Genomic DNA, 18,884 nt, shown 5'->3' with positions numbered 1-18,884 from the left:
CCAGTTCTAGCACCTGAATCTATTGAAGCCTACAGTATTAACTTATTGACCGATTTATCTGATACAACAAGCAAATAGATTGAAAAAATAATTACAGTTCAATTTTTGCCCGCTACATATTTGAAGGCCGAAGCTTCTCAATTATTGGTTTGTCATTATCACTCCCCTATTCCCGCCTAATCCCCTATCAGCTCCACCCAAATAAATTAACATTCACTTAAAGAATAGATAGAGACTAGACCATCGAAAGTGCAATAAATTTACTTTGCAATAGTCTATGCTGCTATGAGACAAAACCTCCCACTACCGATGCGATTTTTCAGAGCTAGCCTAGAAAACCTTCCTACTCCAATACTATTTAGGCAAGCTAATGAGGCTCGTATATATTTTGCGTTTTCATATTAACCCGTGGCCCCTGTATTTAGCACATAAACTTCAAGCTTTTATACCGCTCTTCATGTTTTACTTTCTTTGACAGTCATCACACTGTCACAAAATATCAAAAATGACCTCATTTTTTGGCCCACCGCTCAAGCAACCATTGATCAATAGAAAGGTAAATTTCAGTAAAACATGCTAATTCATGTATGGCATGGAACCCCTATTCACATGAAAGGTCTGTCTTATTAGCAATTTTTAAGGGGTAAATATTTATTTACTAACTGAATTTTTTGATCCTGGTGACAAGGAAAGAATGGCCGGCATTCTCAAACACCAACTTATTTCACAGTATTCACCAGGAAATTGAACTTAATATTCCAGTCGTTCTAAATAAATCGACGAGAATAATGTAAACCAGGAGTAACCTTATGCTTTTAAGAAAAAAAAGCGCGCTTGCGACAATGTTGCTGATACCTTTCAGCTTACAAGTACACGCTCACGGCTGGTCTGAATTTCCAAAAGCCAGGCAAAAAATTTGCTATGATCAAGGCAATATCTGGTCTGGAACACCATCCAATCCAGGCTGTGCCCTGGCAAAATCCATTTCTGGATCTTATCCTTTCCAACAACACAACGAATTCTCTATTAACATCCCTGACTACAATAATTCTGCCGCTGTAAAAAGTGCCATTCCTGATGGAACTCTTTGCTATGCAAATGATTCGCAGAAAAAAGGGATGGGAGCAGCAACTGATGCCTGGTCCCGTGTAGAAGTTAATGCTGGAACATTCGAATACGTATTCCAGGCAACAGCGCCACACAATCCATCTTTTTGGGAGTTTTACCTTACGAAAGCGGATGCAGACCTATCACAACCACTGGCATGGGATGACCTTGAGCTTATCCAGGAGGAAGGGGACGTACCTGTCGTCAATGGTCAATATCGCATGAATGTCACCATTCCAGAAGACAGGGTAGGTAATGCAATTTTATTTGTACGTTGGCAGCGAGTAGACCCAGTTGGTGAAGGCTTCTACAACTGTAGTGATATCACTATTGTAAATACTGATGTTGAACCGCCTAGCGAACCTGATCCCGGCACCACACAGCCGCACCTGATTCAAGGCAACACCTTTATTCCAGAAGACATTAGTATAGATTCGGTTAATGTGGGGGACACCGTCAATTATACGGTATTCAATAAAAATGGTGAGGAACACTCATCATTTTCGCTGGCAATTACCGAGGATAATAAGAATGACTGGGACAGGCTTTTAGCTTCTCAAGTCACCGGCTGGTACCAATCAAACCACAATGGAAATGTTTTTATTGGTCGCTGGCATGAAGAAATGAATCATTACATGTACTTCCAGGGTGATTTACATGGTAACTACTTCAACTCCAAAGACTCACGTGCCTCCGGTCAAATCACTATTACAAGCAACGGAAGTGAGTTAATCGCCACTATCACACCTAAGGTTTTAAAACCGCTTGATATAGCTAGAGTAGAGCATGGGGATTTAGTGGTACTTTCATCGGGAGAAAGTGCCGGAAATATCAATAATACGGAATGGTCACAGGTAAGTGGAAGCCCTGCTGAAACCGCAACCGGGCCCAGTGGTGCACTGGTTATCGACACGTCAAGCTTAACAAATGAACAGCATGAATTAAGTTTCAAGTTAACCGTAAGCGGTGACTCTGCTGTTGATGATGAGATCTACTCATTTACTGTTGAACCATCAACTACCACAGATCCCACAGATCCCACAGATCCCACAGATCCCAGTATTCAAGCTTGGGATAGCAACCAAATCTACACTGCAGGTGATATCGTTAGCCACAATGGTGAAACATGGACTGCCGGATGGTGGACAAGGGGCGAGGAGCCGGGTACAACCGGCCAATGGGGTGTTTGGCGTTAAGTTAAAGGTCACCAACCAAAACAAGTAGCTAGTAGAAAATTATCTGCTAGCGCTTATTAAAAAGGCCTCAATAATCTTGAGGCCTCTCATTATAGAAACTCACCCCAAAAGAGTTACCCTTCAACTGGATCATCATTTGGAGCTTGTGGACTAGAGTAGTCAACATTTAGATCCCAGAAAGCGCGGCGCCTTTACTGAGAATACTCCCCTATTCTCCAGCAGCTGGAAATTCCATCAAAATACTGATTCAATCTCAATCGAAATTTTGAAAGCCACTATAAAGATAATGTAAGCGCTGAAGAGGCTGTACGACATGCTTGCAGTGAGCGCGATAAGCGCTGGGTACACAGCATAAGGACTGTCGACGCAACCTTTCTTTAGCGCACTGCTAACTCCACTCCATCACCACCATCATTACTTCCAGTTTTCACCTAAAACTGAAATTCTGATTTCTTGATACTTTCATTACACCTTAGAAAACAAACAGTCTGAGAGAGCACCTGCTTCACCTCTAGCACCTCTCTTCAATCTGTTGGTATACTGGTTTTCTGGTGCACCGAATCACGAAAGGATTGGTTATATCTAGCAGTAGTGATCGACCTATATAGTCGGCTAGTAATTGGTTGGGTAACGTCGAAAACGGATGGCTAACTTATGACGCTATTCAAATGACTATATGGAGATGTAAGAAGCCTACGAATATTCTCCTGCATACTGACAGGAGAATTCAGTATTGCTCTAGGAATTATCAATCTTTAATTACAGCGTATGATCTGCGGTACAGTATGAGCGCCAAGGGTAATTACTACGATAACGCCTTTGCAGCTACCTTTTTCCACTCACTTAAAGCAGAACTAATCCATGGTATCCGCTGTTGATGGCTAGGATCAAAAATTGCCACTTTCAAATAGTAATACCTGCTATCTCTTGCACTTCTAGCTGCCTATCAAACCCTCTACAGCTCAACAAAATAAAGATCAAAAGTACTTCTCATCGAAGACAAAGTTGCATGTGTATTTTACAGCAACCTCTATTAGAGCCAAATAAACCTTACTTTCTGCCAGATCACTATTCTACTTATTTCTAGGTAAGATGGAAAATGGTAATGACTACCCATTCCTATTTTTTCTTACATACAAATCAGAACTCTCGGTAAAATATATCAAGTACCTCTGTGTATTTCTTTGAAAAATCTTAACCTTCTTATTCAGGCAATGTTCACATAGATAATTTAGAATTAGTTTTCTAGCAATAACATTAATTTAAATGCTAGAAGGTTAACCTTTGTTGTTAATGGGGAAGTATGTATGAAAGTGAATTCTCAAAAATTAATTATATGCCTTGCAGTTACTGCTCTGCTCTCTGGATGCGGAGGTGGTTCTGGAAGTAACAAGTCAGCGAATAGTAATTCTGAAAGCGAACCAGTTAGTAGAGGTGGGAGTGGCTCTGGAAATGGGACAGGGAATGGTTCCGGGAGTGGATCTGGAGATGGAGATGGAGATGGAGATGGAGATACCACTACACCTCCAACGGATGACCCCGATGCTGGCAGCTCGCGCTTCACAGTTAGTTTTACACCTTTAAGCGGCAGTACTATTGGCAAAAATAAGGAAATCTATTTAGATTTTAGCGAATCTATTCTGATCGACAACATTGTCATATCTGGAAGCATGGGAGAGGCCGGTGAACTTTCTCAACTCGATGAAGATACGCTTATATTACATCCCAGGGGAGACTGGACCAACTCTTCGAACTACTCCCTAACAGTTAACGCCACAGATGATTCCGGCTATGATATCGAAGCGCTAACTGCCACCTACTATATTGATACGCTCTCCCCTTCCATTACTAGCTTCGAGCCAGATATCACTCGCCTGGAAAAAGATGACACGATCAATGTCCTCTTCTCTGAGACCATGGATATCGAGAGTCTTGCCCTATCTGGTACTCTCGTAGAAGATGACTATACAATCAACTGGTCAAAAACAAATATACCCAATGATACCTTAACGATTAGTTCTGTAGATGGCTGGAAATCAGCTCAAGATCGTAGCATTCAGATTGATATAGACGATCTTGTAGGGATTCCAATGATCACTTATGAGAATAGCTTTACTGTTCCCTTTTACTTTGAGAATTTTGATCCCGCACAGGTCGTTATAGGGCAAGATAGCTTCTCCAGCACAGATTTGGGAATAAATGCTAAAAATTTTGCCTTTCAGCCATCCGGTGATGTCAGTATCGATGATGAGGGGAAACTATTTATATCAGATACTTCGTCCAATCGCGTCTTAGTTTTCAATTCAATTCCTATTACAAATGGCTCACCTGCAAATGCAGTAATAGGCAAGGACGGACTGGACACTCTGGCCTTATCAAACCCGGAACAAGAATTATTCGGTCCCTCAGACATTAGTTTTGATGGAGAGCACCTGCTAATTTCTCAATACCGGGAAAGGCATATTTCTATTTACGATAGTGTGGTATCCGGAGCAGGAGCAGCGCCTACACTGACTTTAAATATTGGAGATTATGACATCTCCCCCTGTAGAAGCCTGGGACTTTGGATTAACTGGGGAGCCACCGTTACTGATGGCAAAATATTGGTTACTGATGCAGCTAATTCCAGGGTGTTAATATGGAGCCAAATTCCTGAAAGTAGTTATACCTCCCCGGATCTCCTTGTTGGTCAGTCAGGGTTAGAAAACTGTGATCCAAACGATGTAGACCAAAGTGGTATATCATATCAACTATCAGCAAGCACCCTATACGATCCAACAGATGTTTGGAGTGACGGAGAAAAGCTGGCCATTATTGACAATGGAAATAACCGAATTCTTCTTTGGAATAATTTTCCTACCAGCAGTTTTGCGCCTGCTGATATTGTTCTCGGACAACCCTCATTCAGCGAAAGGAATATTGAACTACCCGATGTGGACGGTACTGAATGGCCAGTAAATAGTAAGACCCTAAATCGTCCAGAAACTGGCATCTGGTCAAATGGCATTCAACTCTTTGTTGTCGACGCGAAGAACAATAGAGTTTTAGTCTGGAATAATTGGCCAACCAGCAATTTCGCCCCAGCAGACACAGTGCTTGGACAAGCTGACTTTGTAAGCTTCAAGCCAAATGATGCCAACCAAAACGGTATTAGCTATCCTGATGAACCTGAATCACCTACTGCTTCGACTTTAAAGGAACCAACAGGAATTTTTGGATATAAAGACAACTTATTTGTTACTGACTCTGGAAATCATCGAATTCTGATCTTTAAATCTAGATAAAAACATCGCTTAACAAATGGCTGTATAATCCGTAAGGGATATATACAGCCATTTTCAATGTATACCTTAATAGCTAACTCCGCTCATATGAATATCTTAAACAAATATACGATCTAGAAAAAACACAAAGAAATACAAAAAAACCAACTCAAGCGCTTACCAGCCCCACGATTTTATACTATTGGAACAATCGATTTTAAGTTATTCAGTAGGCCCTATCCAACCATAATTTTGGGCCAAGCGTGCCGCTTCAACTCTATTGCTGACATTCAATTTTTGACAGCTGCTATGGATATAATTTCGAATAGTACCCGCGGAGAGTGAAATTTCTCGTGCAATTTCCTCAGTAGTTTTCCCAGTATATGCGAGCTGGAGAATCTTCTGCTCTTTAGTGGAGAGCGGATTGTCCCCACATTTGAGTGCTTGCTGCACTAATTCAGGAGCTACCACGGTTTTACCTGCTGAAACTTGACGGATACAGCTTGCGAGCTGGCTCGGCGGAGCATCTTTAAGAAGGTAGCCGTTAACCCCTGCATTGAGTGCGCGACGAATATAGCCACTCCTTGAGAAAGTTGTCAGCATCACAACCTTGGGAGGATTTATAAGGCGCTGTAATTGCTCTGCGAGTTCAAGACCTGTCATCCCAGGCATTTCTATATCACTAACTACCAAATCCGGGCTGCAATTATCGCAAATCTCAAGGGCCTCTCGCCCATTGCTCGCAGTTGCGACGACCCGAATATCTTTCTCCAAGTCAAGTAATGCTCTCAATGCACCGAGCACCATCGCTTGATCTTCAACTAAAAGTACTTTAATCATTATTTTATACAACTACTTATTTAAGGGGAATTGTGGCGTAAATATGACAACCACCTTGGAATTGTATTTTCAAACTGCCTCCAAGCTGATTCCAGCGATCGCTCATACCGCTGAGGCCATGCCCCATAGATACCTTTCCCACAGCCTTTCCATTATCACAAACATGTAGAGAAAGTAGTTGCTTATCAAGCCACAGCGAAACTTCACACATGCTCGCTTGGCTGTGACGTAGAATATTCGTGGTGGCTTCGCGAATAGTCATTGCCAATGTATTGTCAACCTGAGGGGGTATTTCTGTGGCCTCGATATGATGTATACAGGTAATATTCACTGATTCCAGCGCAAACTTTGAACTCGCCAGCTCATTGGCCAGTGTACTGATTTTATAATTCGATACAGTTTCTCGAACCTCGGTAATCGCTGTTCTGGAGATTTTTTTAATATCAAGAATATGCTGCAGTGCCGTTGCTGGATCAACTTCGAGAAGCCGTTCGGCAAGCTCCGCCTTTAAAGTGATACTCGTGAGACTCTGACCGAGGGAATCGTGCAAATCTTGCGCGATACGCTTACGCTCAGAAGTCTTTGCCATAGAGGAAATTTCCTTTTGGCTTTGTTTAATAACCAGGTTAGATAAGTACTTTCTCAGTTGAAATAGAAAGTTCAGGCCGTTGATAGCTGTAAAAAATAGTCCCGTCAAAACAGCATATAGTGATTGTCCAGTTAAGTAGGCAGTACTCAAATAAGAAAAAGTAACAACACACAGTAAAATAATAGATGCATAGAGTTGCCTGTACGCCGAGCAAGCTGCAGCTGCAAAGGCAAAGAAACCGATACCTGCAAGTGAATAGAAAGAAGTGATAACACCTAAAAGGTTTAACGCCAGGACAATACCAATAACTTTGGTTCCTTTGCACCAAAATACGAGGAAGAACAAAGGAAAGAGAAGCAAGTGGCAAATAACTACCACCCCAAAAGCAATTTCACTAAAAGTATGAAAAATAAAGGGCAAGTATATAAGGATTTGAAAATAAGGTACTAATTTCAGGGCACCTCTCAGATTCCCAGGGAAACTATAGAACCTTTGTAAATAGTGATATGTCGGCATTAGTTATTAGCTTCCAAAAATTGTACTTCATGCTCCATCCATTCTTTCACATATACAGGTGCCATGGCATGGCCCATACCTTCTACCCACAATGTTTTAGCACCAGGAATGCGAGCTGCATACTTTTTGGCCTGAGCAATACTTAACAGGGGATCTCTATCACCGTGAATAACCATAGTGGGGACCTCTAAGTCCTCCAATCGCTCTAACCGCGAGCCAGAAAGAGAGATTGCTGTAAATTGCTGAACTGGCAGATTAGGATCAAATCCTTGCCTATGACGTAGTTCGTAGAGAGTAGTGTGTGCAATATGTTCAACATCAAAGCCTCCCTGCCCCTGAAGACTGTGATAAGTACTTACCATCAACTTAGCCATACCCTCATCGGAGCCACTGAGTCCATAGCGAAGAAATAGCCGAAGCATATTGTATCTGAAGGTTTTTCCCTGGGGTAACTCGGGGTCTTCGAGAAAACCTGAGGACATGATTGAAGTAAGGCTTTTCAAGCGATTGGGGTATTGCAGGGCCATTTCTTGCGCAATCATCCCTCCCATTGAGGCGCCCATAACATGAACTTGCTTAATCCCCAGGGAGTCCATAACCGCAAGGTTATCGCGCATCATGTCGGAAAGGTCGTAAGCAGTCTCCTTAGTCCAGTTGGTAACCCAACTCGAGGCACCGCAGCCACGATGATCGGTGAGTAGTACTTGATAGCCAGCAGCTAAGAGTGGCTCATAGACTTCAGATGGCCAATACAAAGAAGAAGAGCCCATACCGTTTATCAGTAACACTGTGCCACGAACAGGTATCCCCTCTGGGTTTTTTAGCTGATACCAAATTTTAAGGCTCCCTGAGCGAACATATCCGCTCTGACCTGAGATCAGTTCAGGTAGTGGTTTCTCAAGACTCAGATTTAGCTGTTTCTGGATATCCTTGGGTAGCGGGGGCGTTGTAAGGACCCAAATAGTACAGACTACCACCAGAAGGAATACTATCGCGCCAACGATTAAAGAAACTTTCTTGATCAATGTAAGCCTCCATAAACACCGTAACACCGGTGCAGAAATAATATTTATATGTAATATCAGGTAATAGCGGAAATTGGGTAAGTCATTTCTGTCATCAAATTTATATGACACTTGTCATCTTTTGTTGATGATTAAACAGTCTAGTCACAACTGCTGGACAGTAAATGTACATATATTGGAGTTAATCCTTCATTATGGGAGGCTAAGGTTACCTGCAGCTAATAGCTTCTAGTATCGCTCAGCAGAAATCTAAAGGTACACAAACTTGCCTAAAATCGCTTTAAGATAATAGCTGCTAGTCAAGATTTAACATCTATAAGACCAAACAGAGTAAATAGTGCACGAAGCTGCTTTACTAGTACCCCTCACGATCTTATTTTTTTCTGCGATAACTTTTTAATATAGAGCATCAGAAAAGACACCTAAAAGTAAAACATGAGAAAATGTACAGCTAACTTCTCATGTCTGAATCCTTTGATATCAACCAGATCAAAAAACACACACTTTTGACAAGCTAATTAGAAAAAAAGAATACTTGAGGCTGGAAGACACCTTTTTAACTCGCACTTGTTACCGCTATGTCTTTTTGGACGCTGCACCCTAGCATTTGGATTATTATTGTTACTTGTATCTATTTCTATCTAGACTTGTGGATACTTGCTTAGGATTTAAAACAATAGGACTTTGGACGCTCTTTTCTTTGACATCATGGTATGAACACAATAGCCCCCTACCCTTCCTGCGACAAAACAATCCGATACTTAGCCTTACCAGATTTCAAATGCTCAAATGCCGCTTCTATCTGGCTCATTGGGAAAATCTCTATCTCAGGTTTAATCTTATGATGCGCCACAAAATCAAGCATAGTTTCGATCGTACCAGGACTGCCGACAGGAGATGCTGAAATTGAACGCTGTCCGAATAACAAGGGAAATAGAGTAAATTGTATTGGATTAGTTACAGCTCCAACAAAGTGTAAGCGCCCTTTTGGTTTCAGAGCCTGGATATATAGATCCCAATCAAGACTGACATTCACAGTCGACAGAATAAAATCAAAGCTCATTGCCGCCGCTTGAATCTCTGCGGGATCACGGGAGTTCAGTGTTTTATGAGCACCCAGAGCTAAGGCTTCTTTACGTTTTTCCTCACTGGATGTAAACGCGGTAACTTCACAGCCCCAGGCATTGAAAAACTTCAAGGCAAGATGGCCCAAGCCACCAATACCAATCACAGCCACTTTGTCAGTGGGTTTGATATCAAATTGGACCAATGGATTGAATACGGTAATACCCGCACATAAAAGGGGGCCGGCTGATGCATAATCCACACCATCAGGGATAACAACCAGGCTACTCATGTCCGCCCTGGCTTTATCGGCAAAGCCTCCATTGGTGAGTATGGTGAACTTTGCCTCTCTACATAAGTTGAGGTCACCAATTCGGCAAGTATGGCATGTTTCACAGTAGCCTGAATTCCACCCCAACCCAACCACCGTGCCCTTTTTAAGATGAGCTACTTGCTCCCCCATCGCGGTGACACGGCCGATGACTTCGTGGCCGGCAACCATGGGATACTGTCCAATACCCCATTCATTTTCAATCATGCTCAAGTCACTTTGGCAGATACCACAGTACATGATTTCCAGTTCAACCTCTGTTGCACCCAGCTCTCCTGCTGCAATTTGATAAGTCTTAAATGGACCGCCGGCCTCTAGGACTGCATAGGCATTAATAGTTGATGCAGTAGGCATGGCGGGCTCCTTGAAGAAAAGGAAATCACAAATGACCTTAAAAGTTTAGACGCCATTCAGCTGTAGACTTTATTACACCCTTACAATTTTATTTTCTAGAAACTAGTGGCCCTACTATCCAGGGAGCCTCTGAATAATTCCGTGATGCCTCTGGCATGCAGAGCGGTTCACAATCAAGGCGCGACTTCGCAGGAATGTCTAGACCTTTCAAGAAGTTGCAACGCGGAGTGTGAATCGCTCTGCATGCCCCGAAGGGCGGGCCTTGAAGGCCGCAGCTGTTGCGTTGCAGCTCTTGCAAAGGGCTACGGCCATTCGCGGCGAGCTGCGCCTAACATCTGCAGCCTTCAAGACCCGCAGAGGCATTACGGAATTATTCAGAGGCTCCCTAGCACAGAAATTAAAACTGCTAACCGGGAGAAAGAAAAAGATTGAAATTAAAGCTGTAAAACAGAAAAAAGGCCGGGGGTACTTCCCCCGGCCAGTGCCAAGTCCTGTGAGGTTGCTGAATAGCAGAGGACTGATAAAAATTGGACCGCAGTTTTTCGCAGAAGATCAATTCAACACTCGATATCCGCGACCAACCAGGCAATTCTTGATGATGTAGGTTGCCTCAGAGCTCGCACTACCCGCCCCTGACAAGCCCCCAACAAGCGCGCCGGCACCGGCTCCGGCTACCGCAGCACGCCCACTGTCACCGACTATTGCACCGAGCGCACCACCTACTACAGCTCCACCCGCAGCACCGGCAGCAGTTCTGCGCCCTTGGTCACTGTACGTGGAGTAAGCGATTCCCTTGCACTCTGCAAGGTCCGCTTGATACTGATTCATATTAACGCCCCAGGTATCGATAACGATTCCACCGGCACCGGGAACCTGCTCTGGCTGATTCGCACAGCCGTAAAGCAGCGACATCATAATTCCAGCAGTTGCAGAAATAGCAGTCTTCATCAAACACCCCATATCGCTTTCGCCACAGGATAGTGAGCTTGTCACGCTTTTCTTCTTTAGGTTTAGCTGCTGGTAGAACTTGGCGCCAGTCCGGCGCCTAAAAATGAATGACCCGCTGGGCAACAAATCCAACAGGCGTAAATAGTGTTGTAGCTATTAGTGGGGGCGCCTTTTATCTATGGATCTGCAGGCTGGGTTCCTACAGGCAGAATTGAATATTGGTAAAACACTTCTAATTCTTGAGATTTCGCTTGTGGATCGAGGATATTTACTATGCCCTTAAAACTCTTTAATCGCCGACTCTCCGTATCGTAAGTGAGATTTAAGTCCTCTACGAAAAGACGGATAAGAGGCTGGGCAACATCTACTCGTATACAGGTATCTTCACCTACCGCCTGACTACAGGATACTGCCTTAGCGCGTAGCTTTATCGATCGACCATGCAGTGGCGAAGCAAAATTGAATTTAAGAGTTTTTCCTGAAGACAATAAGTCCCAGTGGTCACGCACATAAGTATCAAAGCCTGCATCAACTACATCAACACTTCGTGCCTCTCGCAAACTTACTTTCCAAGCTTCGCCCTCGTTGGCTCTGTAGCGCATCATCCACTGGCCGTTACCCCAAAGGACTTCACGGACTTCGCCATGCCTCCGATCTATTTGAGTGACGCTAGGTAAGGCACTGCGACCAGCTGCGGGGCCATTTCGCTCTCGAAGAGTTTTCTCTGCTATCAAATCACCCTGGGGTGCATAGTAGAAAACAGTTATTTCGCCATTATCTTGCGAAGTATAATATTCGCAGTACTGCAACTGTTGATTATCCGGATCATAGGCCAAACCTTTGACCAGGAAAGGCCCTTCATAGTGACAGTTAGTTCCGGCAATAGCCGACATCGCAATAAATTCAAGCATTGCTCACCTCTTTTTGACAAATCTCTCTTGCCAAATAGGCAAACAACGGCAGGATGCAGGCCCAAATTACACTTAATGTTCCCAGGGATTGCCACAAGGGCCTGTGCAATTCCACAGTGCCATTTAGGAATGCACCGGTAAAGTAACTAAATGGCCCAAAAAAACCACCCAGGATTACCGCCAACCATAGATTTTTCTGTAAGAAAACCAAACTGTATCGTAAGGTCATGGCAAAGTTCAACCACAGGCAGATCAGCCATAAGGGAGGCCAGGAGGAGCCGCTGTCATTTCGCATCACCCCCAAATGAAACAAGATAGAGTCTATAGACACACCAAAGATAAACACCCCCGCTAACCAAAGCGGTTCCCTGGGCAAATTGGCGATAAAGCGCAGATGTACAAAAAGGTTCAACAGAGTAAAGGGAACCACCAACCACACCTTGGCCACTATGACGCACAGTGGCCAGGCGATATCGAAAAGTAAGGCATTAGCGACAAAACGCCACATGCAGGAGAGCCTCTGGTTGATTCCGTAATATCCTTGGATTGCAAACTCTTAAAAGGTTTAAACAACTCCCTGAAATCACGCATTGATCCTGAGCCATTCTGAAAGACAAACACTTCACAAGATTAACTTGAGAAGTTTAGAACCTGCCCAGAAACCGAGGTTTAGCGAACACAAATTGAGCGGTACCAATCACTCGCTGCAAAAATCCCCCTTCGCAATAGCATAAATAGAATTCCCACATACGAATAAATCGCTCATCAAAACCTAACTCGCGCACTTTGGAAATTCGCTCAAGAAATGCTTTGCGCCAGTCACTTAATGTGCGGGCGTAATGGGCGGTGATGTCTTCGAGCCCAACAATCTGCATATCGGTTGAATTGGCAATATGGTCCGCGATAACCTGATTAGACGGCAGGCAGCCACCAGGGAAGATATATCGCTGAATGAAGTCGACCTCTTTACGATACTCGTGGTAGCGCTGGTCGCGAATGGTGATTGCCTGCATCACCATCAAGCCATCGTCTTTGAGTAATTCGCTACAACCAGCGAAGAAAGTCTTGTGAAATTCGTGCCCTACTGCCTCCACCATTTCAATCGATACAATTTTATCGTACTGACCTTTCAGGTCCCGATAGTCCTGTAATAAAAGGGTTATCTGCCCCTCTAAACCCTCATGCTTCACCCATTGACGGGCATAGTCATATTGCTCTTGGGAAATAGTAGTGGTTGTTACTTTACAGCCATAGTACTTGGCAGCATGAACGGCCATTCCCCCCCACCCAGTACCAATCTCAAGGAGGTGATCGGAGGGTTTTAACTTTAGCTTTCTGCAGATCAGTTCCAGTTTGTGATTAGAGGCTTCAAACAAGGTTGCGTTTTCAGACGGGTAGACCGCAGATGAATACAGCATGGTCCTGTCCAAAAATAACCGGAAAAATTCATTGCCCAGGTCATAGTGTGCAGAAATATTCTTGCGTGAGCCATTGTGGTTATTCGCATTCAACTGATGTAACCAGCGCAGGCCTAATCGGGGTAAATAGCTCCAACGACTATCGATACCTTCCACCAGTTCCATGTTGTCCACCATCAGGCGAATCAGGTCCACGGTATTGGTTGAGGTCCAGGCTCCCTGCATAAAGGCTTCTCCGGAACCAATGGTTCCATTTAAAAGCACCTGTATATAGCTGGATGGATCATGTACGCAAATATGTGCCGATATCTCTGCTTCTTCTGGCCTCTGGCCAAAGTGGTAACACTGCCCCCCCTCTTCAATTAGCAAGTGGCCACGATCAATACCTTTGAGTTTTTCCAACACCAGCTTACGCGCCAGGCGAACGGGCCAGGACTGTGCCGATACTTCTGATTTTGACGACGAAGCCTGATCAACTTCCTGAACTGCTCTCATAGTTTTTTATCTCCTGCCTGAACCTCGGCGTCGTCGCGAGGGTGCGAAAATACCGGGATACGCTTGACCCATAATTTCAGTGCCTGCCAATAAATGGCGGCTATAACTTTTACGGTCATCAAGGGGTACTGGATCAATATTGAATCAAGCGATCGGCCGCTAATTTCGCAGCGCTGTAAACTCAGGGTTGCATCAAACATTGGGCGAGCGCCATCTTCTGTATCATCGGCACTCGCATCAAAATTTTGCAGGTAAGCTGTCAGCTTTTCTCCAGGTTTTGTGCCCCTCCATCGATACCCTTGGGCCATGGGCATAAAAGGCGAGACATGAAATGTTTTTGCGAAGGTCGCTTTTTGCAGCTTGGTATTATTACGACAGTCCAAAACATAGCTGTGACACTCTTTCCAGGGAGTGTTGTGCACATCCAGGAGCAACCAATCCACATTCTGGCCCTCAGCATCGAAACAATAGTAAACACTGAGTGGATTCATGTTGTAGCCAAAGTAGCGCCAATTGGCCAGCAAGCGAATAGGTCCCGCAGGCTGCTCTCCCGCTTCCTCCTCCACCCGCTGTCGAACCGCCTTATCAAGACTGAGGGATTCATCGCCAAAAAAATCACTGCGACAAAATCTTGCAGGTGCGCGCCGCTGGGAGGACCAAAGAGGTGAGAGCTGGCAAATGGCTTCCACCTCTGCCAGATCAACGTACATCATAAAAACCTGGTAGCGAAACTGATGAGCTCTGGGCGCAAAGCGCCGGTGTTCCAACCACCCGGTATAAATCGCACTTTCCATGATACCGGCCTCCTTACCAGTCGACACCCAACCCCCGAGCCACTCGCAACGCACTGGTTACACCGTCTTCATGAAATCCATTTGCCCAATAAGCACCGCAGAACCAGGTGCGGTTAACACCATTAATACTATCCCACTGCTGTTGCGCTCGTGTTCCGGCCACAGAGAACTGGGGATGGGAGTATTCAAAACGACCGAGCACAGACTTGGGATCGATACGCTCTTCGGCATTCAGGGTGACACAATACGTTTTCTCGGTATTCAAGCCCTGAAGTATATTCATGTTGTATGTTAAAACAGGCAGTGCATCCTGTTCACTGCGCAATTGGTAATTCCAGCTCGACCAACTGCGACGGTGACGGGGTAGCAAGGTGCTGTCTGTATGCAGGACCACGGCATTTTTTACATAGGGTATAGCCCCCAGGATTTTTTGCTCACTGCCGCTGGGGTCGGTCAAACATTGAAGGGCCTGATCGGAATGGCAAGCGAAAACAACGGCATCAAACTCCAAATTTTCCCCTGCTGCGGTGCGAACATTCACACCTTCCCTGCAGCGCTGCACCGCCTCAATGGGCGTAGATAAGCGAATTTTATCGGCGAAAGATTGTATTAACGGATCAATATATTCACGCGACCCGCCCTTGATCACTCGCCACTGCGGGCGACGCACCAGGTTGAGCAGGCCGTGATTGACAAAGAAGCGGACAAAGAAACTGACAGAAAACTCCAGCATTTGCGCCACACTGGCAGACCAGATAGCAGAGCCCATAGGTACCAAATAGCGATTGGCGAATTCTGCGGAGTAACCGTTCGCAGGTAGATACTCACCCAGGGTCAATGTCTCGCTCAGCCTCCCCTCCTGCCAGTCTCGGAGGGCATTGCGGTTAAAGCGCACTATGTCCCAGAGCATACGCCAGTGCCCGGCGCTGACGATGTTCGAGCGCTGTGCAAACAGGCTGTTGAGATTGTTACCCGCATATTCAAACCCCTCCTGATCGCAGCGCACACTAAAGCCCATGGAGGTGGGTTGGGATTGAACTCCCAGCTCTTTAAGCAAGCGAATAAAATTCGGATAGGTCCAGTCGTTGTAAACAATAAAGCCGGTATCCACTGCTAACCGGCGTCCCCCCTCGTCAATATCAACCGTAGCGGTATGCCCTCCCAGGCGCGCCTGTGCTTCAAACAGGGTGACATCGTACTTTCGATTCAATAGATAAGCGGCAGTAAGACCGGCAATGCCGCTGCCAACAATAGCGATTCGCATCAATTCTTCCTTAGTGTGCGGATTCTTGTCATTTTGGGTACGAAAAAACGGAACCAGGCTGCGCTGAAAAAACCCAGAAACCGCAGAGGCCAGCTGAGCCGCTTGGGAAAATCGACTGTGTGCCCAACGCCACAGAGCCCCTGTTCAATACGCTCGGCAGCCTGCTCTGGAGTCATTAAAAAGGGCATGTCAAAGTCATTGCGCTGGGTAAGGCGGGTATCGACAAACCCCGGGCGAATGTGGACCACCCGAAGTGGAGTAAGACTGGTATCGGCGCGCACCGACTCTAGAAAATAGGCCACCGCCGCTTTGGAACTGCCATATGCTTCGGCTCGAGGAAAAGGTACCACTGACGAGAGACTGCCGAGCGCGGCAAATACCGGAGACCGACTTGCGGCTAACAGTGGCTGCGCGCACTTTAAGGTATTCACCAAGGCAAAGAAATTGCCATCAAAAACCCGTCGGTACATGGTGACATCCAATTGAAGGTCGTCGTCATATTCACAGGTACCAGCGCAAGCAACCACCATATCCAGGTGATCTGTGAAGTCCGCTAGTCGCCGAGCAACACCCGGCATCACCGCATCATCACTAAGGTCACAGTCTAAAACCCTAAGGCGACTGGGGGCTATTTTCTGTAGCTCCGTCAGCGCATCCAGCCTGCGACTGCTGGCAATCACAAAATTATTCTGTTCCACCAAGCGCAATGTAAGCGCGCGTCCGATACCCGAGCTAGCACCTGTGATCCAGATGGTTTTATCGCGAATTCCCTGGGACACTTAATTGCGCTCCAATCGCGACTTGATAAAACCAATACACGAACCCAATACCGGCACCTGCTCGTAGACCATGGCACCCATATCGTAAAAGTCCTCGTGGTAGTGAATCTTATCGGTGTAACGCAACAGGCTACAGCCACGAAGTTGTAATGGGCGTCCACCTTTGAGTGATTGGTGTCGGTAGTGCATGGTCCACGAAAGGCAGGCGCTGCCCTCGCCCACCACCGGCAGATCATCAAATTGGAAGCGGCACTGGGTAAGCCCCCTGCTCATTCCCGCAAAGTAACTCTTTAAAGCAGGCAATCCCTCTATCCGATGCAACGGGTCACAAAAAATGACATCGTCGCTATACAGTGATCCAAGGCTGCCAGTTTCCTGCATCAGGAAGTCTTTGTAGTACTCCTCTAGCTCCTCAATCAACGCGCTCATCATCGGATTCCTTACTGTTCTAGCTGCAGATAAATACGCCACACCCCATCGGGTGGATCACCGCTCAATAAAAGGTAGGACAGAGTGATCCAGTTATGCCCTCTCTGCGTAAGTAGTTATCAGACAACTTGGAAGTCTCCCCCTGAGAGTCTGTTGCAGAATGTGGTACACGGATGTACCACAACAGCTCCCAACTCTAATTTCCAGACATGCTTGATTGCGTGAGTATCGACAACGACAGAAAGACCGTTAACATGGCGCATAGCCCCCAAGCAAAAAGTGAAATAGGCCCGGTGAAACTGCCACAAAGAGAGGACCAGGACTGGAGTGCCCTGCTGACGCGAGTCGGTGCGGAGCGTGATCGCCAGTCCTTTGAGCAGCTCTTTCACCACTTTGCCCCACTAATTAAGGGTTTCCATCACAGCCGCACCACTCAGGCAATTAGCGCTGAAGCCGCCGATGAGCTAGTTCAGGAAACCCTATTCAAAGTCTGGCGCAAGGCCCCCAGCTTCGATGCCAGTAAGGCTTCTGCCAGCACCTGGATATTCACCATTATGCGCAACACTCGTATCGACATGTTGCGCCGCAACGGGCGTCATCAAAACGCCGAGATTATTGAAGCCATGGATGTTTGGGATGAAACCCCCGAACACCAACCGTTGATATTTCTACAGAGAAGACGCAACGAAAAGGAAGTTGCGGAAGGCCTGCACAGCCTGCCAGCAGAACAGAGCCACGTCTTGGAAAAGGCTTATATGGAGGGAAAATCCCACAGTGAGATATCCAAGGAGCTGGAATTACCATTGGGCACGGTAAAGTCCCGCGTGCGACTGGCCCTAAAGAAGTTACAAGCGAGGTTGGCCAAGTAGGTTTAGTATGATTCGCCACCACCCCGATAAAAATTTACTCCTTGAATACGCTTCCGGCAGCCTGCCCAAAGGCGCCAGCCTGGTCGTTTCCGCCCATATACAAATGTGTGCCGAGTGTCGCGCTCAATATCGAACCATGAACACCCTGGGTGGCTCCATTCTGGAGTCCTGTGCACCACAGGCCGTAAACGATGAGGCTTTCCAACGCCTGATGGGACGTATTGATCAGGCAGCTAAACCGGCGCAACAAGTGGCTCCCGAGAGATCCAAATCCACAGAGCCCATGCTGGCGGATGCGCCGCCAGTCGTGCACAAGCTGCTGGAAAAAAATCCCCCGATCAAATGGAAAACTATCGCGCCCGCCTTAAAAATGTGTCGACTAAAAACCGGGCAGGATCAATATGAAGTGAGCTTTCATCGCCTGAGTTGTGGCGGCAAAGTTGCAGAGCACGATCACCGGGGCTACGAACTCACCCTGGTTCTGTACGGCAGCTTCTCTGACAGTGATGGTGTTTATAGTCCAGGGGACTTTCTTTTGCGGGAACCCGGCGACGTGCACCGCCCGACGGTCACAGAAGATCAAGAGTGCCTGTGCTTCTCTGCGGTACAGGCACCGGTGGCGATTACCGGTGTCAGCGGCTGGTTGCTAAACCGCCTTATCCCGTTTCGTCCGGGCTGACACCGATTAAAA

Annotated in this window: 16 protein-coding genes and 1 pseudogene; 5 read left to right on the top strand and 12 right to left on the bottom strand. The window is 46.0% G+C overall.

The features are described from left to right. Positions 1–809: 809 nt before the first annotated feature. The 3 genes and pseudogenes from ACJJI4_RS06705 (at position 810) to ACJJI4_RS06695 (ending at position 5,587) form a co-directional block, all read left to right on the top strand. The gene (locus ACJJI4_RS06705; RefSeq protein WP_444927495.1) at positions 810–2,303 is read left to right on the top strand and encodes a lytic polysaccharide monooxygenase; all 1,494 of its coding nucleotides are present in this window, start codon (positions 810–812) and stop codon (positions 2,301–2,303) included. 573 nt (positions 2,304–2,876) lie between these two features. Then, positions 2,877–3,175 (top strand): annotated as a pseudogene (locus tag ACJJI4_RS06700) (DDE-type integrase/transposase/recombinase); the annotation flags it as partial. 435 nt (positions 3,176–3,610) lie between these two features. Beyond that, positions 3,611–5,587 carry an NHL repeat-containing protein gene (locus ACJJI4_RS06695; protein ID WP_444927494.1) on the top strand — a complete coding sequence of 659 codons (1,977 nt, stop codon included), beginning with the start codon at positions 3,611–3,613 and terminating at the stop codon, positions 5,585–5,587. 201 nt (positions 5,588–5,788) lie between these two features. Here ACJJI4_RS06695 and ACJJI4_RS06690 read toward each other — a convergent pair whose 3' ends face one another. From ACJJI4_RS06690 to ACJJI4_RS06635, 12 genes are all read right to left on the bottom strand, one after another. After that, a complete protein-coding gene (locus ACJJI4_RS06690; RefSeq protein WP_444927493.1) occupies positions 5,789–6,406 on the bottom strand; it encodes a response regulator in 618 nt (205 codons plus the stop codon). A 16-nt stretch (positions 6,407–6,422) separates the two neighbouring features. Next, complete coding sequence (locus ACJJI4_RS06685) at positions 6,423–7,511, bottom strand: sensor histidine kinase (protein WP_444927492.1); 1,089 nt, start codon at positions 7,509–7,511, stop codon at positions 6,423–6,425. Continuing rightward, complete coding sequence (locus ACJJI4_RS06680) at positions 7,511–8,536, bottom strand: alpha/beta fold hydrolase (RefSeq protein WP_444927491.1); 1,026 nt, start codon at positions 8,534–8,536, stop codon at positions 7,511–7,513. Before ACJJI4_RS06680 ends, ACJJI4_RS06685 begins: the two co-directional genes overlap by 1 nt. Before the next feature lie 730 nt (positions 8,537–9,266). Beyond that, the gene (gene ahr / locus ACJJI4_RS06675; RefSeq protein ID WP_444927490.1) at positions 9,267–10,286 is read right to left on the bottom strand and encodes an NADPH-dependent aldehyde reductase Ahr; all 1,020 of its coding nucleotides are present in this window, start codon (positions 10,284–10,286) and stop codon (positions 9,267–9,269) included. A gap of 552 nt (positions 10,287–10,838) precedes the next feature. Further along, on the bottom strand, positions 10,839–11,234 hold the full coding sequence (locus ACJJI4_RS06670; protein ID WP_444896834.1) for a YMGG-like glycine zipper-containing protein: 396 nt from the start codon (positions 11,232–11,234) through the stop codon (positions 10,839–10,841). A gap of 176 nt (positions 11,235–11,410) precedes the next feature. Further along, complete coding sequence (locus tag ACJJI4_RS06665) at positions 11,411–12,145, bottom strand: hypothetical protein (RefSeq protein ID WP_444927489.1); 735 nt, start codon at positions 12,143–12,145, stop codon at positions 11,411–11,413. Next, positions 12,138–12,653: a DUF2878 domain-containing protein gene (locus ACJJI4_RS06660; protein WP_444927488.1), complete on the bottom strand. Its 516-nt coding sequence runs from the start codon at positions 12,651–12,653 to the stop codon at positions 12,138–12,140. The genes ACJJI4_RS06665 and ACJJI4_RS06660 overlap by 8 nt, the downstream gene beginning before the upstream one ends. A 136-nt stretch (positions 12,654–12,789) precedes the next feature. Continuing rightward, on the bottom strand, positions 12,790–14,058 hold the full coding sequence (locus ACJJI4_RS06655; RefSeq protein ID WP_444927487.1) for a class I SAM-dependent methyltransferase: 1,269 nt from the start codon (positions 14,056–14,058) through the stop codon (positions 12,790–12,792). After that, a complete protein-coding gene (locus ACJJI4_RS06650; RefSeq protein WP_444927486.1) occupies positions 14,055–14,852 on the bottom strand; it encodes a DUF1365 domain-containing protein in 798 nt (265 codons plus the stop codon). Before ACJJI4_RS06650 ends, ACJJI4_RS06655 begins: the two co-directional genes overlap by 4 nt. A 13-nt stretch (positions 14,853–14,865) precedes the next feature. After that, complete coding sequence (locus tag ACJJI4_RS06645; RefSeq protein ID WP_444927485.1) at positions 14,866–16,116, bottom strand: NAD(P)/FAD-dependent oxidoreductase; 1,251 nt, start codon at positions 16,114–16,116, stop codon at positions 14,866–14,868. After that, positions 16,116–16,895, bottom strand: a complete 780-nt coding sequence (locus tag ACJJI4_RS06640; RefSeq protein WP_444927484.1) for an SDR family NAD(P)-dependent oxidoreductase — start codon at positions 16,893–16,895, stop codon at positions 16,116–16,118. Before ACJJI4_RS06640 ends, ACJJI4_RS06645 begins: the two co-directional genes overlap by 1 nt. After that, entirely contained in the window at positions 16,896–17,327 is a 432-nt protein-coding gene (locus tag ACJJI4_RS06635) for a nuclear transport factor 2 family protein (protein WP_444927483.1), read from the bottom strand. 251 nt (positions 17,328–17,578) lie between these two features. On the opposite strand from ACJJI4_RS06635, the gene ACJJI4_RS06630 reads away from it, so the two are divergent. Together ACJJI4_RS06630 and ACJJI4_RS06625 are read left to right on the top strand one after the other, a co-directional pair. Then, entirely contained in the window at positions 17,579–18,193 is a 615-nt protein-coding gene (locus ACJJI4_RS06630; protein ID WP_444894208.1) for a sigma-70 family RNA polymerase sigma factor, read from the top strand. A 7-nt stretch (positions 18,194–18,200) separates the two neighbouring features. Continuing rightward, on the top strand, positions 18,201–18,872 hold the full coding sequence (locus ACJJI4_RS06625) for a ChrR family anti-sigma-E factor (RefSeq protein ID WP_444896826.1): 672 nt from the start codon (positions 18,201–18,203) through the stop codon (positions 18,870–18,872). Positions 18,873–18,884: the final 12 nt, after the last annotated feature.

This window comes from Microbulbifer maximicatervae (SeqCode), assembly GCF_052467305.1.
This window is presented reverse-complemented; position numbering and strand designations above follow the sequence as displayed.